Raw genomic sequence first — 16,866 nt, 5'->3', positions numbered from 1 at the left:
GCGCATGAACCGGTTGTTGGCCGGATCGCTTTCGTGGTTTGAGAATGCCTGCCGGTAGGCCAACAAGAGCAACAGGGCGCCGAAGACGTAGAAGATCCAGGACAGGTTCTCGATCAGCGTCGCGCCGACGGCAATGAAGATGCCACGCAGTACCAGCGCGATGATGATGCCTACCATCAGTACCTTCTGCTGGTAGATCTTCGGTACGGCGAACGCACCCATGACCAGCAGGAAAACAAAGAGGTTGTCGATCGACAGTGCCTTTTCGGTGAGGTAACCGGCGAAGTACTCGCCCCCGTATGTCCATCCCGAGAGCGTGCCGATACCGACACCGAACAGCAGTGCGAGGCTGATGTAAAACACCGACCATCGGGCGGATTCACCGATGGACGGCTCGTGGGGCTTGCGCACGTGGACGAAGAATTCGTAAACGAAGAAGACGATCGTCACGGCAATGGTGATGATCCAGATCAGGGGCGATACCTGCATGAGGGTACTCCAAAGGGATATGGCGTGGACATGACGCCAAGGTCTCCTCCGCTCTGATCAGTTCAGAACCGATGGCCCGGGATGCACCAATGCATACGTATTGACGGACCGATCGCGAACGGGAGTACTCCCCTTGATACAAATCAGACTACAACATCGCCGACCGGTCGTTGATGCCATGAGTCCAAGATTCAGGATTTACCCAGCGAATTCCTGGCGACTGTGGAGCCTTCACGACAGGCCAGTTGGGAGTCCACGATCCGGTTTTGGGCAGGTATTCGGGATTCCACAGGACGCGGGTGGGGAAGGGCGCTGGAAGCATGCAGTGGGGTGGCCACCGAAATGATGGCCACCCCTCCGTTGCCGTGACTAGAGTGCGGTGTTGCTGTCGTGGCGGATCTGCCCGACTAGTTCTTCCAGCATGTCTTCCAGGGTCACCATTCCGGTGATTGCTCCGGTTGCCGTGTCTCGCACCAGGGCGAGGTGGGCACCATTGCGTTGCATGGCCTGCAACGCCGGACGCACGGATTGGTCGGCCATGAATTCGGGCAAGTCCCGTACGACATCGTCTTCCAAGGGGAGGATGCGGGCCCCTGGGTCCCGTCCCAGCACATCCTTGATGTGAACGTAACCCACCGGGGCGCCAGTGGGATCGGTCAACGGGAAGCGCGAGAAGCCGTGTGCGGCTGCTACTTCGACATCTGCCGCACATGCATCCCGCGGCAGCGTCTGGACCCGGGCGAAGTCGATGGCCACCGAACCGATGGTCCGGGCATCGAAGCTCAAAGCCCCCATCAGCAGGCGTTCATCGTGGTGGTCAAGGAGTCCGCCTTCGCGGGATTCGGCGACCATGCTGGCCACTTCGTCCCGGGTGAAGGTACTGGCGACTTCATCCTTCGGGGTAACGCCCATACCGCGCAGCACCAGGTTGCCCATGCTGTTCATCAGCCACAGGACAGGGCGCAGGATCTTCACCAGGACCACCATGCTTGGACCCAAGACCAGGGCCATCCGTTCGGGTCCGGCAAGGGCCATGTTCTTGGGCACCATTTCCGCGAACACGACGTGCAGGTAGGTCACCAAGGCGAGTGCGATCGCATAGGACAGGGGGTCGATCCACGAGGCCGGGATGCCGATCGCCTCGAAGGGACCGGCCACCGCGTACTTCACCAACGGTTTGGTGACGTATCCCAGAGCAAGTGAACACACGGTGATGCCCAGCTGCGCGCCTGCCATGACGAGGGAGACGTTTTCGATGGCCCATAACGCCATCTTGGCGCTGCGGCTCCCGCGTTCAGCCTGCGGTTCGATGATACTGCGGCGCGCGGAGATCAACGCGAATTCTGCTCCCACAAAGTAGAAGTTCGCGGCCAGCAGCACGAGGGTGACAACGATTCCAACCACATCGCTCATCGGGTTTCCTCCAGGTCATCGAGTTCGGTGGCCACCACGTCCAAGGCGGCGATTCGCGCGCCTTGGACCTCATTGACAGTGAAGAGCAACTGTTTCCGCAGTTGGCCGGATAATCCCGGTACGACCAACGTGACAGCGTCCCCCCTGGAAGCTAAACGGCCCAGATGCAAGGTGACCAGACCGGCGAGGGTTTCGTAGTCGGAATTCTCCGGAATCTCGCAGCCGATCAGATCGTTGGCCTCATCCGGGCGCAGGGAGGCATCCAGGAGCCAGTGGTTCTCCGCGAGGATCTGAACGGTGTTTTCCTCGGGGTCATGCTCGTCGCGAACCTCGCCGACAATTTCCTCGACAAGATCCTCGAGGGTGATAAGCCCGGCGATATCACCGGTTTCATCGATCAGCACGGCCATTTGCATGCCGCCGCCGCGCAATTGATCCATCAGCTCATCCAATTCGATGGTGTCGGGAACCAGGATAGCTGTTTCAGCGTATGCGCCCACCGGGGTGGTGGAACGCCGGGCGTGGGGCACCCCCAAGAGGGTGCGGATATGTACGAGCCCGTCTGCTCGATGACCCTGGGCATCGAGCAGGGGGAACCGGGAATGACCGGATTCGGCGGCCAAGGCCAAGATGCTGTCGACGGATTGGTCGGCGGTGACCGAAACCATCCGGGTTCGCGGAGTCATGACATCATGTGCACGGCGGTTGCCAAAGGCCACGGTGCGCCGGAGCATTTCCGCCGTTTCCGACGGCAGCACCCCTTCACGCGCCGAGTGGCCGACCAATGCCACCAGTTCTTCGGCCGACCGTGCCGATGCCAGCTCTTCCTTTGGCTCGATGCCGAAACGGCGCACGATCCAGTTGGCGTTGCCGTTGAAGAAATACAGAAGGGGCCGGGTCACGACGCTGAACCCGCGCTGGAAACCCACCACGGCCTTAGCCGTGGCGAAGGGCTTGGCGATGGCGAGGTTCTTGGGGACCAACTCACCAAAGACCATGGTCAAGATGGTGGCTATGACCAACGCCAGCGCGATGGAAATCGATCGAGCCGCCGTTTCGGGCATCCCTGCGGACTGCAGTGGTCCAACGACCAGCGCCGCGATGGCGGGCTCGGCAAGAAAGCCGATGCCCAGGTTGGTCAGGGTGATGCCCAGTTGGGCGCCGGAGAGCTGGGTCGAGAGGGTACCCATCCCCTTGAGCACACCGACTGCACGCTTGTCACCGGTGTCAGCGGCCGCCTTGACTTCATTTCGGCTGACCGTGATCAGGGAAAACTCCGCGGCGACGAACAGGCCACATCCGAAGATCAGGATGATGGCCAGAAGCAGTGATATCCACTCCATCTATTTGCACCCCCTGCCGTGATGCATCCCTGGGGCGTGCTTGCCCAGCAGAGGGCTTGGACTGTGATATTGACTGCCGCTTGGAGAGTCCATCATTCCTTTCTGGCCGGAGTATCTTCCTACGGCCTAAATACTTCGACTGATTATCCAGCAGACCAGGATCACTTTCGGAAGGAAGCGGACCTTATTCGCCAAATACCCCACGTTTTCACAGCATATACACATCTCTATCCTGATACGCACCTCCTGCACACCTTCAGATTCAGCCGGATTGGGTGCCGCGACCATGGATCCCCCAGCGCGACACTCGAGCAACAGAAATCCAGCATCAAAAAACATTGAAATTCCAAGGATGTAGGATTCCCACGAGCCCCGCCCGAGATAATGCGTAACCGGTGAAGGTGGAGCAAACGCTACTCTCAAGTCCTGCCATCGCATCTGGTCGGGTGTGCCCGCGTCTCCACGAACCAACAAGACCTCGCCGCCCAACAAGCCGGGCTCAGGGCACTCGGCGTGCCCGACGATCTGGTCTACGTCGACCACGGGCTCACCGGGCGCAACCGCGAACGCCCCGGCCTCCAGCAGGCCCTTGCCGCCTGCCGGGCCGGGGACACCCTGGTGGTCACCAAGCTCGACCGCCTCGCCCGCTCCCTGCCCGACGCGAGCGACATCGTCGAGGACCTCACCAAGCGCCACATCAAGCTGAGGCTGGGTGGGAACGTCCACGACCCCACCGACCCCGTCGGCCGGCTCCTGTTCAACGTCCTGGCCATGGTCGCCGAGTTCGAGTCCGACCTCATCCGCGCCCGCACTCGCGAAGGCATGCAGATGGCCAAGGCCAAGGGCAGGCTCCGCGGCAAGCAGCCCAAGCTCTCCCCCGCCCAGGAAAAACACCTCGTCGCCCTCCACCACAGTGGAAAGCACACCAGCGCGGAAATCGCCGAGCTCTTCGGGGTCGTCGGCAGCACGGTTTACCGGATTGTTCAGCGGTCGATGTAACCGCGATCGCCTTTCCCTCCGCGTCGAGAGCTAGAGTTATCCCGCCAGCCCAAATTACTAAGAGCTATCTGGAAAAGAACAAAGTCGTCCCGTTGAAAGAGGGCCTTCGTATGAACGATCCCAGCAAAGAGCGCATAACCGTCCTGCTTGGCGCGGGAGCTTCAGTGAATGCTGGAATTCCTGCTTCCGTCGATCTTACGAAGAAGATTGTGGAAACAATCGATACAGCTCAAACGCGGGCTATTCAATGAGAGACGACCATATCAATGCTGCTATTAGACGTTGGATCAACAGTGCCCACGATCCCAGGCTCTCGATAATTGATCCCTATCCACCTGGCTTCACTGGGCACAACAACCAACGCAAAAAATTCTATGTTGACGTTCTCAGAACAATTCACGAATTCGATTCTTCGACTGGGCAACACCGGCTCAAATCAGGTCATCAGTTTCTCGGAACTTTTGCCGCAGATGGACTGTCCTCGAACGCAGCTTCAATGCCCTGAAGCAATGGCGCGGCGTGGCGACCCGGTACGACATGCTCTCGCTGACGTGCCGGTCGGCGGTCGTGCTACATGCCGTGCTCATCTGGAGCACCGCCATCAAAAAATCACGATTAGGAGACGCGCCCTAGGAACCGACATTCCGCTGTCCACCCTGGACCGTCGTTCCCGCAGACGGAGGAGCCTGCCCGGAAATCGCCGTGCTGGCAGGAGGAATCGGCCCGCTCCGCCGGGACAAGCGCCTGATGGCATTGCACACCACCAGTACCCATCCGAGGACTCCGGCCAGGCAGACCCGCTCGGCAAGCCCGAGCAGATTTTGCCCACTGACGGCCGTCAAACCCAGTGACGCGAATCCGGCCGTAGCCAGTGCCGCAAAAAAGACGATGGTCGGGTAGGCACTTCTAAACCCAGGGCCCGAACGCATCCACTTCGTCAGCACCCAAATTCCGACCAGTGCCGCCAAGAAACCCGTGCCGGCAACGTAGAGATGAACGGTGCCGGCAACCGTCGCCGGACTCAGGCCGGACTCGACGCCAACATCGGTCGGGAAAAAGGCCAAAACCGCCGAACACAGGCCCCCGATACCCAAGAACAGAGTCCCGGTGCGCCGAAGCCTCGAAACCCGGCCGACCCGGTTCATGGCTGCAATGGCGCACATGGTGGTGACGGCCCGGCCGAGGAAATTCAGATTCATGATCCACCCGAACGGACCAACCGCCAGGTTGCTTTCGGCGTCACTGACCACGCTGTAGTGCGGGGGCAGAAACTGGAGCACCACGTCGACAAGGACGTAGACGGCGACGCCGACCATGGCTGCGACGGCAAACCTCAGTCGGGCAGTGTCCGGGCTCTGCGGGATCATTGCCCAAGCTTCCCACATTGGCATGTCAGCTTTTTCCGCACGGCTCCGATACCGTGGAACGAACAAGGAAAACACGAAAATGCTCCTAGGAAAAGGAGGTTTTCTTGTGAGGCAACACATCGATCCACAACTAGGTCTTTTAAGGGTCACCACAACCCTTGAATCCGGGTCGCCGCGGTGTTGCACTAAATGTCATGGACAACGACGCACGCATCATCCTTGCCATCGGGACCAAGAAGGGCCTCTGGCTGGCCGAAAGCACAGACCGCGAAAACTGGAATCTCACCGGGCCCCACTTCGCCAACCTCGAGGTTCCCTCCGTGGCCATCGACACCCGGGAGGGCAGGACCCGTATCCTGGCCGGGGTCAACGACTGGCACTGGGGACCCACTGTCGTCTACAGCGACGACGCCGGCGCAACCTGGTCCGAACCCGAGCAAGGTGCCATCAAGTTTCCCACGGACACCGACACCGCACTGGCGCGGGTCTGGCACCTGCGCCCCGACACCGCCGATCGTCCCGGTGTCGTGTGGGCCGGGTGCGAACCGATCTCGGTCTTCAAGTCCACGGACTCCGGGGAGAACTTCGAACTGAACCGCGGCCTCTGGGACCACCCACACCGCAGCGAATGGGGTGCCGGCTTCGGCGGGGCGGCGGTGCACAGCATCGTGCCCAACGCCGTGGACGAAAACGTCGTCCACGCGGCCATGAGCACCGGCGGGGTGTATCGCAGCACCGATGGCGGCGACTCCTGGGAACCCCGGAACAAGGGCATCAAGGCGGACTTCTTCCCGGAACCCTTCCCCGAGTTCGGCCAGTGCGTCCACCACATCACCGCGGATGCCGAAAACCCTAACCGGCTCTACGCCCAAAACCACGGCGGTGTTTACCGGAGTGACGATTCCGGCGATGAATGGAACAGCATCGCCGATGGCCTACCGGCGGAATTCGGCTTTGTCTTCCTGTCCCACCCGCGCACCGGCGGCAGCGTGTGGACCATTCCGCTCAAGGGCGCCGAGGAACGCAACCCGGTGGGCGGAAGGCTCTCCGTCTTCCACTCCACGGACGCCGGGGACACCTGGAACGAGCAACACGCCGGATTGCCCGATGCCGACTGGAACGCAGTGCTGCGCGACGCGGCGGCGGTGGACGATCACCCCGAAACCGTGGGCGTCTACTTCGGCACCCGCGGCGGAGAGGTCTTCGCCAGCAACGACGAGGGCGCGCACTTTGTCACGGTGGCCCAACGCCTGCCCGATGTGCTCAGCGTCCGGGCCGCCCAGGTCAACGGTGCGGGGAAATGACGGACATTACCGTCGAAGTGCCCTCGGTGCTGGCTTCCACGCTTGAGGGCCAACGCAGCCTGCAGGTCCCGCTGCCCGAGGACGGCACGGTGGGTGGGATCCTGGATGCGCTCGGCGAGAAATACCCGCTCTTTGGACGGCGGGTGCGCGACGAACGCGGCGAGGTGCGCCGCTTCGTGAACGTCTTCGTCGGGCCGGACAATATCCGCACCCTTGAGGGCCTGGGCTCGCCGGTGCGGGAGGGGCAGAGCGTGCTGATTATGCAATCGGTGGCTGGCGGCTAGCGGAGGATCACCCGGGCCCGACGGGGCAAGCACCGCGAGTCCCGCGCCGTGGTGCAGGGCGCGGCACCCGGGGCAGGGCGGGTCGCGGGGGTGCCGAAAAGCGCCCCCGGCACTACGCTGAAGACATGAGTAACCTCGAGGCTGCCCCTGACGAGTTGGTTTGCGGATCGGATGAGGCGCACGCCGGAATCGAGTTGCTTCTCCCGCGCAATGTCCCGCTCGGCGGGCCGCGCGCCATGGATGTGCGCCGCACGCTGCCGCAAAAGCAGCGCAGCCTCATCGGCGCCTGGTGCTTCCTTGACCACTACGGGCCGGATCCGGTGGGTGAATCCGGCGGGATGAAGGTCCCGCGCCACCCGCACACCGGGCTGCAAACCGTCTCCTGGTTGTTTACCGGGGAAATCGAGCATCGCGATTCGGCGGGCTTCCATGCCATGGTGCGCCCCGGCGAGGTGAACCTGATGACCGCTGGCCGCGGGATCAGCCACTCCGAGTTCTCCACCCCCGAAACCACGACGCTGCACGGTGCCCAGCTGTGGGTCGCGCTGCCCGATTCCGCGCGGCACATGCCGCCGACCTTCGCCCACTACCGCCCCGAACCGCTGGTCGGCGACAGATGGTATGTCAGCGTCTTCCTGGGCGAGCTGTCCGTGGCCAACGACGGCGGAGCCGACCAACACTCCGAATCCCCCGTTGCCACCCATACCGAATTGCTGGGGGCAGAGATTCGCCTGGAACCCGGCACCAGCATCAGGCTGGCGGTGAAGGCGCACCACGAGCATGGCGTGCTGCTGGATTCGGGTTCCCTTTCCGTGGGGGCCGATGAGCTGCCAGTGGACCATTTGGCCTACCTTCCGCCAGGGAGCCAGGAGCTCACCCTCACCGCGGGAGAGAAGCCGGTGCGCGCGCTGCTCATTGGCGGGGAACCGCTCAACGAGCAGATCCTCATGTGGTGGAACTTCGTGGGCCGTACCCACGATGAAGTGGTCGAATACCGCCGGCAGTGGCAGGCGGAGATCGGTGCAGAATCCGGCGACGCTTCCACCAAGCGCTTCGGGGACTTCCCCGCCGGCGAGCCCGCCGCCCTGCCTGCACCGGCGCTGCCATCGGTGCGGTTGCGGCCCCGCGACTGAGCAAGACGCCAACAAGATGAAGGAGCCGGTGGGCATCGTGTCACTGCAAGAGGAACTGGCCAAGCTGCGCCGGGCCCTGGCCGAACGCGCGGCGCTGGGCGACCAGCTTGATGCCAAGCGCGAGTTGGAGCACTTCGTTTCCTTCCGCGCGTTGCGCGAGATGAACGAGGCCGCCGCCCACTTTGAACGCGCCGGATGGCAGGTCGATCGGACCGAGGGCCAGGATGCCAATTCCCGATACCTGCTGCGCGTCTACCGAGACCAGGCCATCGACGTGGAAAGCGCTGAGCATGCCCTGCGCAACGTGCACGCCATCACCGGCAAGCACGGAGGGACCTACGACGGTTTCGGCGCCATGTTCATCGATGCCCCCGACAGCGAGCCCAGGGGCTTCTTCGGCCGACTTTTTGGAAACCAATGACACCCAAGGGACAGGAACAAGGAATGAGCGAAATCCATGTCGAGCACAGGCCCGAACGCAGTCGCTACGCCCTGCTGGACAGGGAAACGGCGATTGGGGCGGCACACTACCGCGAGCTGGAAACCGCCGGCGGTGTTGAGCGGGTCTTCTTCCACACGGTGGTCGACGAGTCCTACGCAGGACAAGGACTCGCCGGAAAGCTCGCTTCAGCCGCGCTTTCCGACACTGTGGAACAGGGCCACAAGATCGTCCCGGTTTGCCCGTACATCAAGGTCTACCTGACCAAGCACCACGAGTTCGACGCCGAACTGGTGAAGCCCACACCCGAGCACCTGGCGATCCTGCCGAAGGCATGAGCCGCGGCCTGCGGATCAGTCCTCCAGTTCGAGTCCAAGCTCGGTGAGCGCAGCGCGCAGGATTACGATGCCCTTGGGCCCGAAGCCGTGCAGGTCCAAGAGCGCACCGGCGCCGTAGGCAGCGGCCTGCTCGAGAGTCGTGATTCCCGCCCCTTCCAGGGCGCGGGCCGCAGGAGCGGAGATCCTGGGCAAGGGATGGCTGGTCATCTCTCCAGCGTAGCAATGCCCTCCCGCAGGTCGCGGGACTGGCGGACAGGCCAGGAACCCGGAACCTCGCCCACTCAGGCGGTCAAACAGTTGAAATGCATGGATATGCTTCAGGAATGGAATTCACCCAGGAGCTCACCGTCAATGTCCCCCGACCACGTTTCATCGAGCTCTTTGACGACCTCGAGAACCTCAAAGTCTGGCAGGAGGGGCTTATTTCCTTTGAGGCCCTCACCGGCACGCCGGGCCAACCCGGGTCCACGTCCCGGCTGGTCTACAAGCAGGGCAGGGGCACCATGGAGATGGTCGAGACCGTGACGCGGCGCGACCTGCCAGAGGCATTCGACGGCGTCTACGACGCAAAGGGCGTGCACAACGTCTGCCGGAACGAATTCCATGATCTCAATGGAACCGCCACACGCTGGGTTGCCCACAATGTCTTTGAGTTCACCGGTTTCATGCGAATTGTGGCATTGCTCTTTGCCTCCATGTTCAGGAAGCAAAACCTGAAGACGATGACCGCCTTCAAGGAGTTTGCCGAAGCCCGCGCCTAGGCGCCGTAATGCAGGATCAGCGCCGTGAGGAAACCAAGCGCAGCAATGAATCCCGTGAGCATGTGCTGTTCCTCGAAGGCCTCGGGGATCATGGTGTCGGCGAGCATCGCCAGAATGCCGCCCGCTGCGATCGCGGTGACCACCGCGATGACCTCGCCCGGGGCGTTGTCGAGAGCCAGGTAGCCGATCATGGCGGCCAGCCCTGAAAGCAGCGCAATACTCCCCCAGATCGCAAAGATCTCTTTCGGCCCCTTGCCCGCACGCTTCATGTCGGCCGTGCTCGCCAGCCCTTCGGGCACGTTGGAAATGAAGATGGCCGCCAGCATGGTCGGGTTGACGGCGGTGCCGGAAAGCAATCCCACACCCAGCACGATGGACTCGGGAATGCCGTCCAGCAATGCTCCGAGGGCTATCGCAGCTCCCCCGTTCGGCGCTGCGCCATCGCGGCTTCCGGCCCTCGTGGCGACCTTGCCCCGGCGTCGGTGTTCGGCTCCGAACCGCACCAGCAGGGAGTTTGCGCCGACATAGATGGTGGCTCCGGCCAGGAAACCCATCACCGTGGCCCACAGTCCGCCGACTTCCTCGGCCTCGACCACCAGTTCAAAGGCGAGGGCGGAAATCAGGACTCCCGCGCCGAACGCCATAACGCTCGAGACGATTTTCCGCGGAATCTCCAGCCACCAGGCCGCGGCGGCACCGAGCAACAGCGCAGACCCGGCGACGGTGCCCCACATCAACGCCTGCATGGACATCAACATGGCGCCACGCTATCGCATAACGACTATTCACGCAGCGATTTCGCGCAACCCATGATCGACGGTCAAGCGCTGGACCCACGCACATGCCCTAGGCGGATCGATTCGGGAACGCCAAACGAAAGCGGGCGGTTGCTCCGCCCCGAAACGGGGAGGGCAACCGCCCGCCGGGCGCCATGCGGTGGGAATTAGCCCATGCCGTCCTGTGCCATGTTGTTGAAGCGCGAGTAGTGGCCCTGGAACGCGACAACGATGGTCTTGGTCGGACCGTTACGGTGCTTGGCCACGATCACGTCCGCCTCGCCGGCACGCGCCGACTCCTTGTCGTAAATGTCCTCACGGTGCAAGAGGATGACCATATCGGCATCCTGCTCGATGGAACCGGACTCGCGGAGGTCGGAGATCATCGGCTTCTTGTCGGTACGCTGCTCCGAACCACGGTTCAGCTGCGACAGAGCGATGACCGGAACGTCGAGCTCCTTGGCCAACAGCTTCAGCGCACGCGAGAATTCGGAGACTTCCTGCTGTCGCGACTCGACCTTTTTGCCCGAGCTCATCAGCTGCAGGTAGTCCAACACCACGAGCTTGAGGTCGTGCTTCTGCTTAAGCCGGCGGCATTTGGCGCGGATCTCCATCAGCGACATGTTCGGCGAATCGTCGATGAACAGCGGAGCGTCGTTGAGCCTGCCCATCGTGGTGGCGATCTTCGACCATTCTTCGTCCTGGATCGTACCCTTGCGCAGGTTCTGCAGCGCGATGCTCGCCTCGGCCGACAGCAGGCGCATGGCGATTTCGTTGCGTCCCATTTCCAGGGAGAAGAAAACGGAGGTCATGTTGTTCTTAATGGACGCTGACCTGGCAAAATCCAGTGCGAAGGTCGACTTGCCCACCGCGGGACGTGCAGCAATAACGATCATCTGGCCGCCGTGCAGTCCCTGGGTCAACTCGTCGAGTTCGAAGATTCCGGTGGGAACACCGATCACGCCCTCGCCGCGGCTGCCGGCGGATTCGATTTCATCGACGGTGCCCTCGATGATGTCGCGCAGCGGGACATAGTCTTCGGCAGTCCGGCGTTCGGCGACCTTGTAGACCTCGGCCTGGGCCTCGTTCACAATGGCGTCGACTTCGCCGTCCTGCGAGTATCCGAGCTGCACGATCTTGGTACCGGCATCAACCAGGCGGCGCAGGACCGCACGTTCGCGAACGATCTCGGCATAGAAGCCGGCGTTGGCAGCGGTGGGCACTGACTGGATGAGCGTGTGCAGGTAGGCCGGGCCGCCAATCCGGGTGATCTCGCCGCGCTTGGTCAAAAGGTCCGAGACTGTCACGGCGTCGGCCGGCTCACCGCGGCCGTAGAGGTCGATGATGGCCTCGTAGATGGCCTCGTGCGCCGGGCGATAGAAGTCCAGTCCCCGCAGCACCTCCACACAGTCCGCGATGGCATCCTTGGACAGCATCATGCCGCCCAGTACGCTTTGCTCGGCTACGAGGTCCTGCGGCGGGGTGCGTCCATAGTCCGATCCATGTGAATCGGAGCTGGTTTCGGTGCTGGCTAGCGACACGGGTTTTTCCCTTCAAGCTGCGCGGGTTCCCAAGTTTTCCGCATCATTACCTATTCAGTGTCTCAAGGAGCACGGACGATTCGTTAGGTTCAAACTCACACGTGCCGTAGGGCACCGCGAACCTGTGGAAATAGGTGGGGAACACTGTCACCATAGACCTCTTTTCCCACAAACCCAACACGGTTATCCACAGGCCGTGTGGATAACCTGTGAACCTTGCGGCGTGTTGTGTGCACAGTCTGGGGAGAACGTTGTGGATTACACCAATTTTCTCCTCAGAATAACGATTTGACTAGGCATTATGTAGATCAGGTCCTGTGGATACAAAGTATTTATCCACATCCTCCACACGCGGAAAAGTCGGTTATACACACAAAAACCCCGGGATTCCGGGCTTGGATTGGCGACCATTTCATAGTTACCCACAAGCTATCCACAGACACGCCGGGACTTCCCGCGGATCTGGGGATAGCGGGGATTGATGGAGATCACCAACGACTGACATACTGGGGCGCATGAGCGCCAACAAGACCGCCCCGACAGCCGTTGACCCGGCTCAATTCATATCGGCAGTGTCACATCCGACCAGGCGCGCAGATGCCGAGGTCTTGCTCCGGATGATGGAAGAGGTCAGCGGAGAGCCCGCGGTTATGTGGGGTCCGACAATCGTTGGGTTCGGAAGCTACCACTACAAGTACGAATCGGGGCGCGAAGGGGATGCCAGCGCCATCGGTTTCTCCCCGAGGGCGGCGAACCTTGCCCTCTACGGGCTGACCATTGCACCGACCGCCGGCCCCCTATTGGAGAAATTGGGCAAGTGCAAACGCGGGGCATCGTGCCTCTATGTGAACAAGCTTGCCGACGTCGACCTGGACGTACTCACCCGGCTTGCCCGTGACGGCTACCGGTACATGACTGGCGTGGTGCACCACTCGTCTTAGTAAAACGTGTTGGCAAAGGCAAAGGGCTCAGTCCCCGTGGCGTCGAATCATGGATTCGGTACCACGGAGGCTGAGCCCTCGCATTTCAGGTTCCCTAGGAGACCAGCTGTTCTGCATCCAGGCGACGGAATGCCGAACCGTGGAACACCAGCGGTGAGTGGGCGTTGTCGTGCGTCTGGTGGCCGTGCACGCGTAGCAGCACCACATGGTGGTCGCCTGCAGGAACCTCTTGCTCGACGGAGCAATCGAGCCACAGGGTGGCGTCATGCAGGAACAGCGCACCCTCATCGGTCGAATCAAGACGTAGCCCGGCGAACCTGTCCCCCGACTTTGAGGCGATCTGCCGGCACACGCCCTCGTTCTTTTCGCTGAGCACTGAAACCCCGATCCGCCCGTTGGTGCGCACCAACGGCCAGGTCTTCGAGGTGTTCTGGACAGCAAACATCACCAGCGGCGGATCCATGGAGACGCCAACCGTAAAGGACGAGGCAATGATTCCCTGCGGTTGCCCGTCAACGATGGCGCAGAGTGCGGCAATGCCGGATGGATGCTGGGCAAAGACGTTGCGCAGGGTGTCGGGGGTGAGGTCAGAGGTGAGTGTCATGGTGCTCAATCCTTCGGCTTCGGCCCACCATCGCGGTGCGTGCTACACACGCGCCAACCAACGAGGTGTGCGGTACTTGCCTCCGGGGTTCCGGTAGGCCGAATCATCACCTGGAGCACCCCACTACCGTGAGAGGGTTGCCGGCCAACGGGCCAGGGCCTTGCGTTGACACTCTTGATTCTTCACTAACGTTAGAAGAAATAATTACGTCTCGTCAAAGTTTGTTTCGACATACGAAGTCACGAAGAGTAAGAATCGAAGATTGTGCGATCATTTGCCTCGTTGGTACCAAAGTTGCCCGAGACGCCCGCATTCGTTCCCGAACGCGTGGACGACAGCTCTGGGGCCGAAGAAGACGATGACATAGCCCGGAATTATGGTTGGCATACGTGCCACAAACGCGGTGGCCGGCACCTCTTCCACCTACGAGAGGTCCGAAACTCCCGTATAAGTCGCATAGGACGCATCGCCGGTGCGTTCGTAGACCAGGATGGCAAGCCCGCCCGGGGTGCTCGTGGTGCTGGAGAGCCGAAGTCCTGTGGGTGCGCCTCCCTGCGGGAAGAGTCGCCTTCCATGGCCAAGGACCACCGGCGCCACCACCAGTCGCAGCTCGTCAATCAGCCCCTCGGCGAGCAATGAAGCGGCAAGCCTGGCGCTCCCGTGGATCTGCAGCTCCCTGCCGGGGCGCGCCTTGAGGTCGGCAACCCGGGCCGCCACGTCACCGGAGAGGACGATGGTTGGATCCCAGGTTCCCTCGCCAAGCGTTTGCGAGGCCACGTACTTGGGCAGGGAGTTCATGAGCACCGTGAAGGGGTCGTCCGGGTCGGTGATTTGCGGCCAGTCCCTGGCAAATGCCTCATAGGTGCGGCGGCCAAGCAGCAGCCCGTCCGCTTCGCCGAGCCATTGCGCGGCCTGTTCGATAAAGGCCTCGTCCATGTGCGGGACGAACCATCCGCCCTGGGTGAATCCGTCGGTGGTGTCTTCCTCGGGAGACCCGGGGCCTTGCGACACCCCGTCGAGACTCACAAACTCCGTTAATACCAGCTTCATGACCGCGCCTTCTCGCTTGTTTGGCTACCCTTTCCCGGGATTCGACGTGGCAGTCCATCCAGGAGGGCACTGCCCCATTTGGCCAAGCTACTCGACGGGAACGCCCGGCGCCAGACCCGATGCACCAGAGGAGGCCTTAAACCACTGCGGACCCCGCCGAGGGCGGGGTCCACAGTGGTTTGCCGTCACACAAGACGGCGGGTGCACAAGGAATTACTTCTTTGCGGCAACAACCTGCAGTGAAACGGTTGCGGAGACATCGGTGTGCAGACGCACGGTCGCGGTGTAGTTACCCGTCGACTTGATGTGGTCGTTGATCTCGATGTTGCGCTTGTCGATCGCGCCAACGCCGGCGGCTGCAACAGCCTTGGCGATGTCGTCGGTCTTCACGGTGCCGAAGAGGCGACCGGTAGCGCCGGCCTTGACGGTCAGCTTGACCGGCTTGGCGGAAAGCGAAGCGGCAAGTGCCTTGGCGTCTTCCAGGGAAGCAACGGCGCGAGCAGCACGGGCGGCCTTGATCGACTCAACCTGCTTCTCACCGCCCTTGGTCCAGGTGATGCCAAAGGCGCGCGGGAGAAGGTAGTTACGTGCGTAACCGTCCTTCACCTCAACGATGTCGCCTGCGGCACCGAGGCCGGTAACTTCGTGGGTCAGAATGAGCTTTGCCATGTTGGTATACCTTCCTTAGCCGCGGCCAGCGCCGGAGTAAGGCAGCAAGGCTACTTCACGCGCGTTCTTGATGGCCTGTGCGATCTTGCGCTGTTCCTGTACGGAAACACCGGTAACGCGACGGGCACGGATCTTTCCGCGATCGGAAATGAACTTGCGCAGCAATGCTACGTCCTTGTAGTCGATGACAGTGATGTCAGCGGCCTTCAAGGGGTTGGACTTTGGTTTGGGCTTACGGAGTTCAGCCTTAGCCATCGTGGAGCTCCTTTATCAGGTGGAGCCCGCAGAATTTTCTGCGGGATGGTGAATAATTTTGTTTAGAAGGGTGGTTCGTCGGAACCCGGGTTGCCCCATCCGCCGTTGTTTCCTCCGGCAGGAGCACCCCATGGATCGTTCGCCGGTGCATTCCAGCCGCCGCCGGAGTTTCCGCCAGCGTTGCCGCCACCGAATCCACCGCCGCCGCCCTGGTTGCCACCGCTGAAGCCGCCGGCATTTGCGCCTGCGTTCTGCTGGCCACCAAAGCCACCACCACCGCCGGCGCCGGAGCGCTGGGTGCGGGTGACCTTTGCGGAAGCGTAACGCAGCGACGGGCCGATTTCATCGACCTCAAGCTCGGTGACGTTACGCTTTTCGCCTTCCTTGGTTTCGTAGGAACGCGACTTGAGGCGGCCCTGGGCGATGACGCGCATGCCCTTGGTCAACGTCTCGGCGACGTTTTCGGCAGCCTCACGCCACACCGACGCACGGAGGAACAGCGTGTCGCCGTCCTTCCATTCATTGGTCTGGCGGTCGAAGGTTCGCGGGGTCGAAGCAATGGTGAAGTTCGCCACTGCCGATCCTGACGGGGTGAAACGCAGTTCCGGGTCAGCGGTTAAATTACCAATAACCGTAATGACTGTCTCGCCTGCCATTGGAGCCTCCTAAAGTGTTGTTCTACGAAGATCGAAGAGCAGAATTACTCTGCAACGACCTTTGCCTCTTCCGGGCGGGTGATCTTGGTGCGCATGATGGTCTCATTGAGGCCCAGCTGGCGATCAAGCTCTGCGGAAGTAGCGGGGGTGGCGGTGAAGTTAACTACCGCGTAAATGGCCTCATTCTTCTTCTGAATGTCGTAGGCCAGGCGGCGACGGCCCCAGATGTCAACGTTCTCGATGGTTCCACCATCGTTACGGACAACATCGAGGAACTTACCGAGGGTTGGTTCAACGGTTCGCTCGTCGACCTCGGGGTCGATCAGCACCATCAATTCATAAGCACGCATGTGAACCCACCTCCTTTGGGCTAAACGGTCACGGCATTTCCGCAACAGGAGGTTCTTTGCATTTGCTGTCGCCACAACCCGATTGCCGGGCGCGGCAGAAACAGCCTCAACCATTCTAGCGGAAAATCACTGCCGCGCCCGACTACGCCGGGTG

General features: G+C 61.7%; 20 protein-coding genes, 1 pseudogene and 1 riboswitch. Of the genes and pseudogenes, 8 read left to right on the top strand and 13 right to left on the bottom strand.

Annotated elements, in window-relative coordinates:
* The 3 genes and pseudogenes from OIU93_RS16430 to OIU93_RS16420 all read right to left on the bottom strand — a co-directional run.
* Positions 1 to 489: pseudogene (locus OIU93_RS16430) on the bottom strand (TerC family protein); the annotation flags it as partial.
* A gap of 369 nt (positions 490 to 858) precedes the next feature.
* Positions 859 to 1,902, bottom strand: coding sequence for a hemolysin family protein (locus OIU93_RS16425; protein ID WP_264271139.1), 1,044 nt, complete (start codon positions 1,900 to 1,902; stop codon positions 859 to 861).
* Positions 1,899 to 3,245, bottom strand: coding sequence for a hemolysin family protein (locus tag OIU93_RS16420; protein WP_264271138.1), 1,347 nt, complete (start codon positions 3,243 to 3,245; stop codon positions 1,899 to 1,901). Before OIU93_RS16420 ends, OIU93_RS16425 begins: the two co-directional genes overlap by 4 nt.
* Positions 3,246 to 3,671: 426 nt before the next feature.
* On the opposite strand from OIU93_RS16420, the gene OIU93_RS16415 reads away from it, so the two are divergent.
* Complete coding sequence (locus tag OIU93_RS16415; RefSeq protein WP_264271142.1) at positions 3,672 to 4,244, top strand: recombinase family protein; 573 nt, start codon at positions 3,672 to 3,674, stop codon at positions 4,242 to 4,244.
* A 629-nt stretch (positions 4,245 to 4,873) separates the two neighbouring features.
* Here OIU93_RS16415 and OIU93_RS16410 read toward each other — a convergent pair.
* Positions 4,874 to 5,560 carry a DUF998 domain-containing protein gene (locus tag OIU93_RS16410; protein WP_264271137.1) on the bottom strand — a complete coding sequence of 229 codons (687 nt, stop codon included), beginning with the start codon at positions 5,558 to 5,560 and terminating at the stop codon, positions 4,874 to 4,876.
* A gap of 245 nt (positions 5,561 to 5,805) precedes the next feature.
* Between OIU93_RS16410 and OIU93_RS16405 the strand changes: the two genes are divergently transcribed.
* The 5 genes from OIU93_RS16405 to OIU93_RS16385 all read left to right on the top strand — a co-directional run bounded on the left by OIU93_RS16405 (position 5,806) and on the right by OIU93_RS16385 (position 9,109).
* Positions 5,806 to 6,915: an exo-alpha-sialidase gene (locus OIU93_RS16405; protein ID WP_264271136.1), complete on the top strand. Its 1,110-nt coding sequence runs from the start codon at positions 5,806 to 5,808 to the stop codon at positions 6,913 to 6,915.
* A complete protein-coding gene (locus tag OIU93_RS16400; RefSeq protein WP_264271135.1) occupies positions 6,912 to 7,199 on the top strand; it encodes a MoaD/ThiS family protein in 288 nt (95 codons plus the stop codon). The genes OIU93_RS16405 and OIU93_RS16400 overlap by 4 nt, the downstream gene beginning before the upstream one ends.
* 125 nt (positions 7,200 to 7,324) lie before the next feature.
* Positions 7,325 to 8,332 (top strand): pirin family protein, encoded by a 1,008-nt coding sequence (locus OIU93_RS16395; RefSeq protein WP_264271134.1) that lies wholly within the window; start codon positions 7,325 to 7,327, stop codon positions 8,330 to 8,332.
* A gap of 37 nt (positions 8,333 to 8,369) precedes the next feature.
* Positions 8,370 to 8,753, top strand: coding sequence for a ribonuclease E inhibitor RraB (locus OIU93_RS16390; protein ID WP_217390719.1), 384 nt, complete (start codon positions 8,370 to 8,372; stop codon positions 8,751 to 8,753).
* 23 nt (positions 8,754 to 8,776) lie between these two features.
* Positions 8,777 to 9,109 (top strand): GNAT family N-acetyltransferase, encoded by a 333-nt coding sequence (locus OIU93_RS16385; protein WP_264271133.1) that lies wholly within the window; start codon positions 8,777 to 8,779, stop codon positions 9,107 to 9,109.
* A gap of 15 nt (positions 9,110 to 9,124) precedes the next feature.
* On the opposite strand, the gene OIU93_RS16380 is transcribed toward OIU93_RS16385, so the two are convergent.
* Positions 9,125 to 9,316, bottom strand: coding sequence for a hypothetical protein (locus tag OIU93_RS16380; protein WP_264271132.1), 192 nt, complete (start codon positions 9,314 to 9,316; stop codon positions 9,125 to 9,127).
* Positions 9,317 to 9,432: 116 nt separating this feature from the next.
* Between OIU93_RS16380 and OIU93_RS16375 the strand changes: the two genes are divergently transcribed.
* Positions 9,433 to 9,870 (top strand): SRPBCC family protein, encoded by a 438-nt coding sequence (locus OIU93_RS16375; protein ID WP_264271131.1) that lies wholly within the window; start codon positions 9,433 to 9,435, stop codon positions 9,868 to 9,870.
* On the opposite strand, the gene OIU93_RS16370 is transcribed toward OIU93_RS16375, so the two are convergent.
* Positions 9,867 to 10,628: a ZIP family metal transporter gene (locus OIU93_RS16370; protein ID WP_264271130.1), complete on the bottom strand. Its 762-nt coding sequence runs from the start codon at positions 10,626 to 10,628 to the stop codon at positions 9,867 to 9,869. The two genes, OIU93_RS16375 and OIU93_RS16370, sit on opposite strands and share 4 nt — an antisense overlap.
* 185 nt (positions 10,629 to 10,813) lie before the next feature.
* On the bottom strand, positions 10,814 to 12,187 hold the full coding sequence (gene dnaB / locus OIU93_RS16365) for a replicative DNA helicase (RefSeq protein ID WP_217390892.1): 1,374 nt from the start codon (positions 12,185 to 12,187) through the stop codon (positions 10,814 to 10,816).
* Positions 12,188 to 12,702: 515 nt separating this feature from the next.
* Between dnaB and OIU93_RS16360 the strand changes: the two genes are divergently transcribed.
* A complete protein-coding gene (locus tag OIU93_RS16360) occupies positions 12,703 to 13,128 on the top strand; it encodes a DUF1801 domain-containing protein (RefSeq protein ID WP_264271129.1) in 426 nt (141 codons plus the stop codon).
* Positions 13,129 to 13,222: 94 nt separating this feature from the next.
* Here OIU93_RS16360 and OIU93_RS16355 read toward each other — a convergent pair whose 3' ends face one another.
* From OIU93_RS16355 to rpsF, 6 genes are all read right to left on the bottom strand, one after another.
* The gene (locus OIU93_RS16355; RefSeq protein WP_264271128.1) at positions 13,223 to 13,732 is read right to left on the bottom strand and encodes a flavin reductase family protein; all 510 of its coding nucleotides are present in this window, start codon (positions 13,730 to 13,732) and stop codon (positions 13,223 to 13,225) included.
* A 67-nt stretch (positions 13,733 to 13,799) separates the two neighbouring features.
* A riboswitch (SAM riboswitch) is annotated at positions 13,800 to 13,912 on the bottom strand.
* A 243-nt stretch (positions 13,913 to 14,155) separates the two neighbouring features.
* On the bottom strand, positions 14,156 to 14,782 hold the full coding sequence (locus tag OIU93_RS16350) for a dihydrofolate reductase family protein (RefSeq protein ID WP_264271127.1): 627 nt from the start codon (positions 14,780 to 14,782) through the stop codon (positions 14,156 to 14,158).
* Positions 14,783 to 14,995: 213 nt separating this feature from the next.
* Positions 14,996 to 15,451: a 50S ribosomal protein L9 gene (rplI, locus tag OIU93_RS16345; protein ID WP_264271126.1), complete on the bottom strand. Its 456-nt coding sequence runs from the start codon at positions 15,449 to 15,451 to the stop codon at positions 14,996 to 14,998.
* Between the two features lie 15 nt (positions 15,452 to 15,466).
* Entirely contained in the window at positions 15,467 to 15,706 is a 240-nt protein-coding gene (gene rpsR, locus OIU93_RS16340) for a 30S ribosomal protein S18 (RefSeq protein ID WP_007269381.1), read from the bottom strand.
* A 62-nt stretch (positions 15,707 to 15,768) separates the two neighbouring features.
* Positions 15,769 to 16,362 (bottom strand): single-stranded DNA-binding protein, encoded by a 594-nt coding sequence (locus OIU93_RS16335; RefSeq protein ID WP_264271125.1) that lies wholly within the window; start codon positions 16,360 to 16,362, stop codon positions 15,769 to 15,771.
* 44 nt (positions 16,363 to 16,406) lie between these two features.
* A complete protein-coding gene (gene rpsF, locus OIU93_RS16330) occupies positions 16,407 to 16,712 on the bottom strand; it encodes a 30S ribosomal protein S6 (protein ID WP_071213679.1) in 306 nt (101 codons plus the stop codon).
* Positions 16,713 to 16,866: the final 154 nt, after the last annotated feature.

The sequence above is a fragment of the Paeniglutamicibacter sp. ZC-3 genome, assembly GCF_025847175.2.
Taxonomy (GTDB): Bacteria; Actinomycetota; Actinomycetes; order Actinomycetales; family Micrococcaceae; genus Paeniglutamicibacter; species Paeniglutamicibacter sulfureus.
The sequence above is the reverse complement of the archived record's forward strand: the minus strand, read 5'-3'. Positions and strand labels throughout refer to the sequence as shown.

Excerpts from the sequence above, each read along its gene's own strand:
- rpsR (WP_007269381.1), bottom strand. The coding sequence starts at position 15,706 with ATGGCTAAGGCTGAACTCCGTAAGCCCAAACCAAAGTCCAACCCCTTG.
- OIU93_RS16385 (WP_264271133.1), top strand. The coding sequence starts at position 8,777 with ATGAGCGAAATCCATGTCGAGCACAGGCCCGAACGCAGTCGCTACGCC.
- OIU93_RS16360 (WP_264271129.1), top strand. The coding sequence starts at position 12,703 with ATGAGCGCCAACAAGACCGCCCCGACAGCCGTTGACCCGGCTCAATTC.
- OIU93_RS16350 (WP_264271127.1), bottom strand. The coding sequence starts at position 14,782 with ATGAAGCTGGTATTAACGGAGTTTGTGAGTCTCGACGGGGTGTCGCAA.
- OIU93_RS16420 (WP_264271138.1), bottom strand. The coding sequence starts at position 3,245 with ATGGAGTGGATATCACTGCTTCTGGCCATCATCCTGATCTTCGGATGT.
- OIU93_RS16370 (WP_264271130.1), bottom strand. The coding sequence starts at position 10,628 with ATGTTGATGTCCATGCAGGCGTTGATGTGGGGCACCGTCGCCGGGTCT.
- OIU93_RS16335 (WP_264271125.1), bottom strand. The coding sequence starts at position 16,362 with ATGGCAGGCGAGACAGTCATTACGGTTATTGGTAATTTAACCGCTGAC.
- OIU93_RS16425 (WP_264271139.1), bottom strand. The coding sequence starts at position 1,902 with ATGAGCGATGTGGTTGGAATCGTTGTCACCCTCGTGCTGCTGGCCGCG.
- OIU93_RS16405 (WP_264271136.1), top strand. The coding sequence starts at position 5,806 with ATGGACAACGACGCACGCATCATCCTTGCCATCGGGACCAAGAAGGGC.
- OIU93_RS16355 (WP_264271128.1), bottom strand. The coding sequence starts at position 13,732 with ATGACACTCACCTCTGACCTCACCCCCGACACCCTGCGCAACGTCTTT.
- OIU93_RS16375 (WP_264271131.1), top strand. The coding sequence starts at position 9,433 with ATGGAATTCACCCAGGAGCTCACCGTCAATGTCCCCCGACCACGTTTC.
- OIU93_RS16410 (WP_264271137.1), bottom strand. The coding sequence starts at position 5,560 with ATGGTCGGCGTCGCCGTCTACGTCCTTGTCGACGTGGTGCTCCAGTTT.
- OIU93_RS16400 (WP_264271135.1), top strand. The coding sequence starts at position 6,912 with ATGACGGACATTACCGTCGAAGTGCCCTCGGTGCTGGCTTCCACGCTT.
- OIU93_RS16395 (WP_264271134.1), top strand. The coding sequence starts at position 7,325 with ATGAGTAACCTCGAGGCTGCCCCTGACGAGTTGGTTTGCGGATCGGAT.
- rpsF (WP_071213679.1), bottom strand. The coding sequence starts at position 16,712 with ATGCGTGCTTATGAATTGATGGTGCTGATCGACCCCGAGGTCGACGAG.
- OIU93_RS16380 (WP_264271132.1), bottom strand. The coding sequence starts at position 9,316 with ATGACCAGCCATCCCTTGCCCAGGATCTCCGCTCCTGCGGCCCGCGCC.
- rplI (WP_264271126.1), bottom strand. The coding sequence starts at position 15,451 with ATGGCAAAGCTCATTCTGACCCACGAAGTTACCGGCCTCGGTGCCGCA.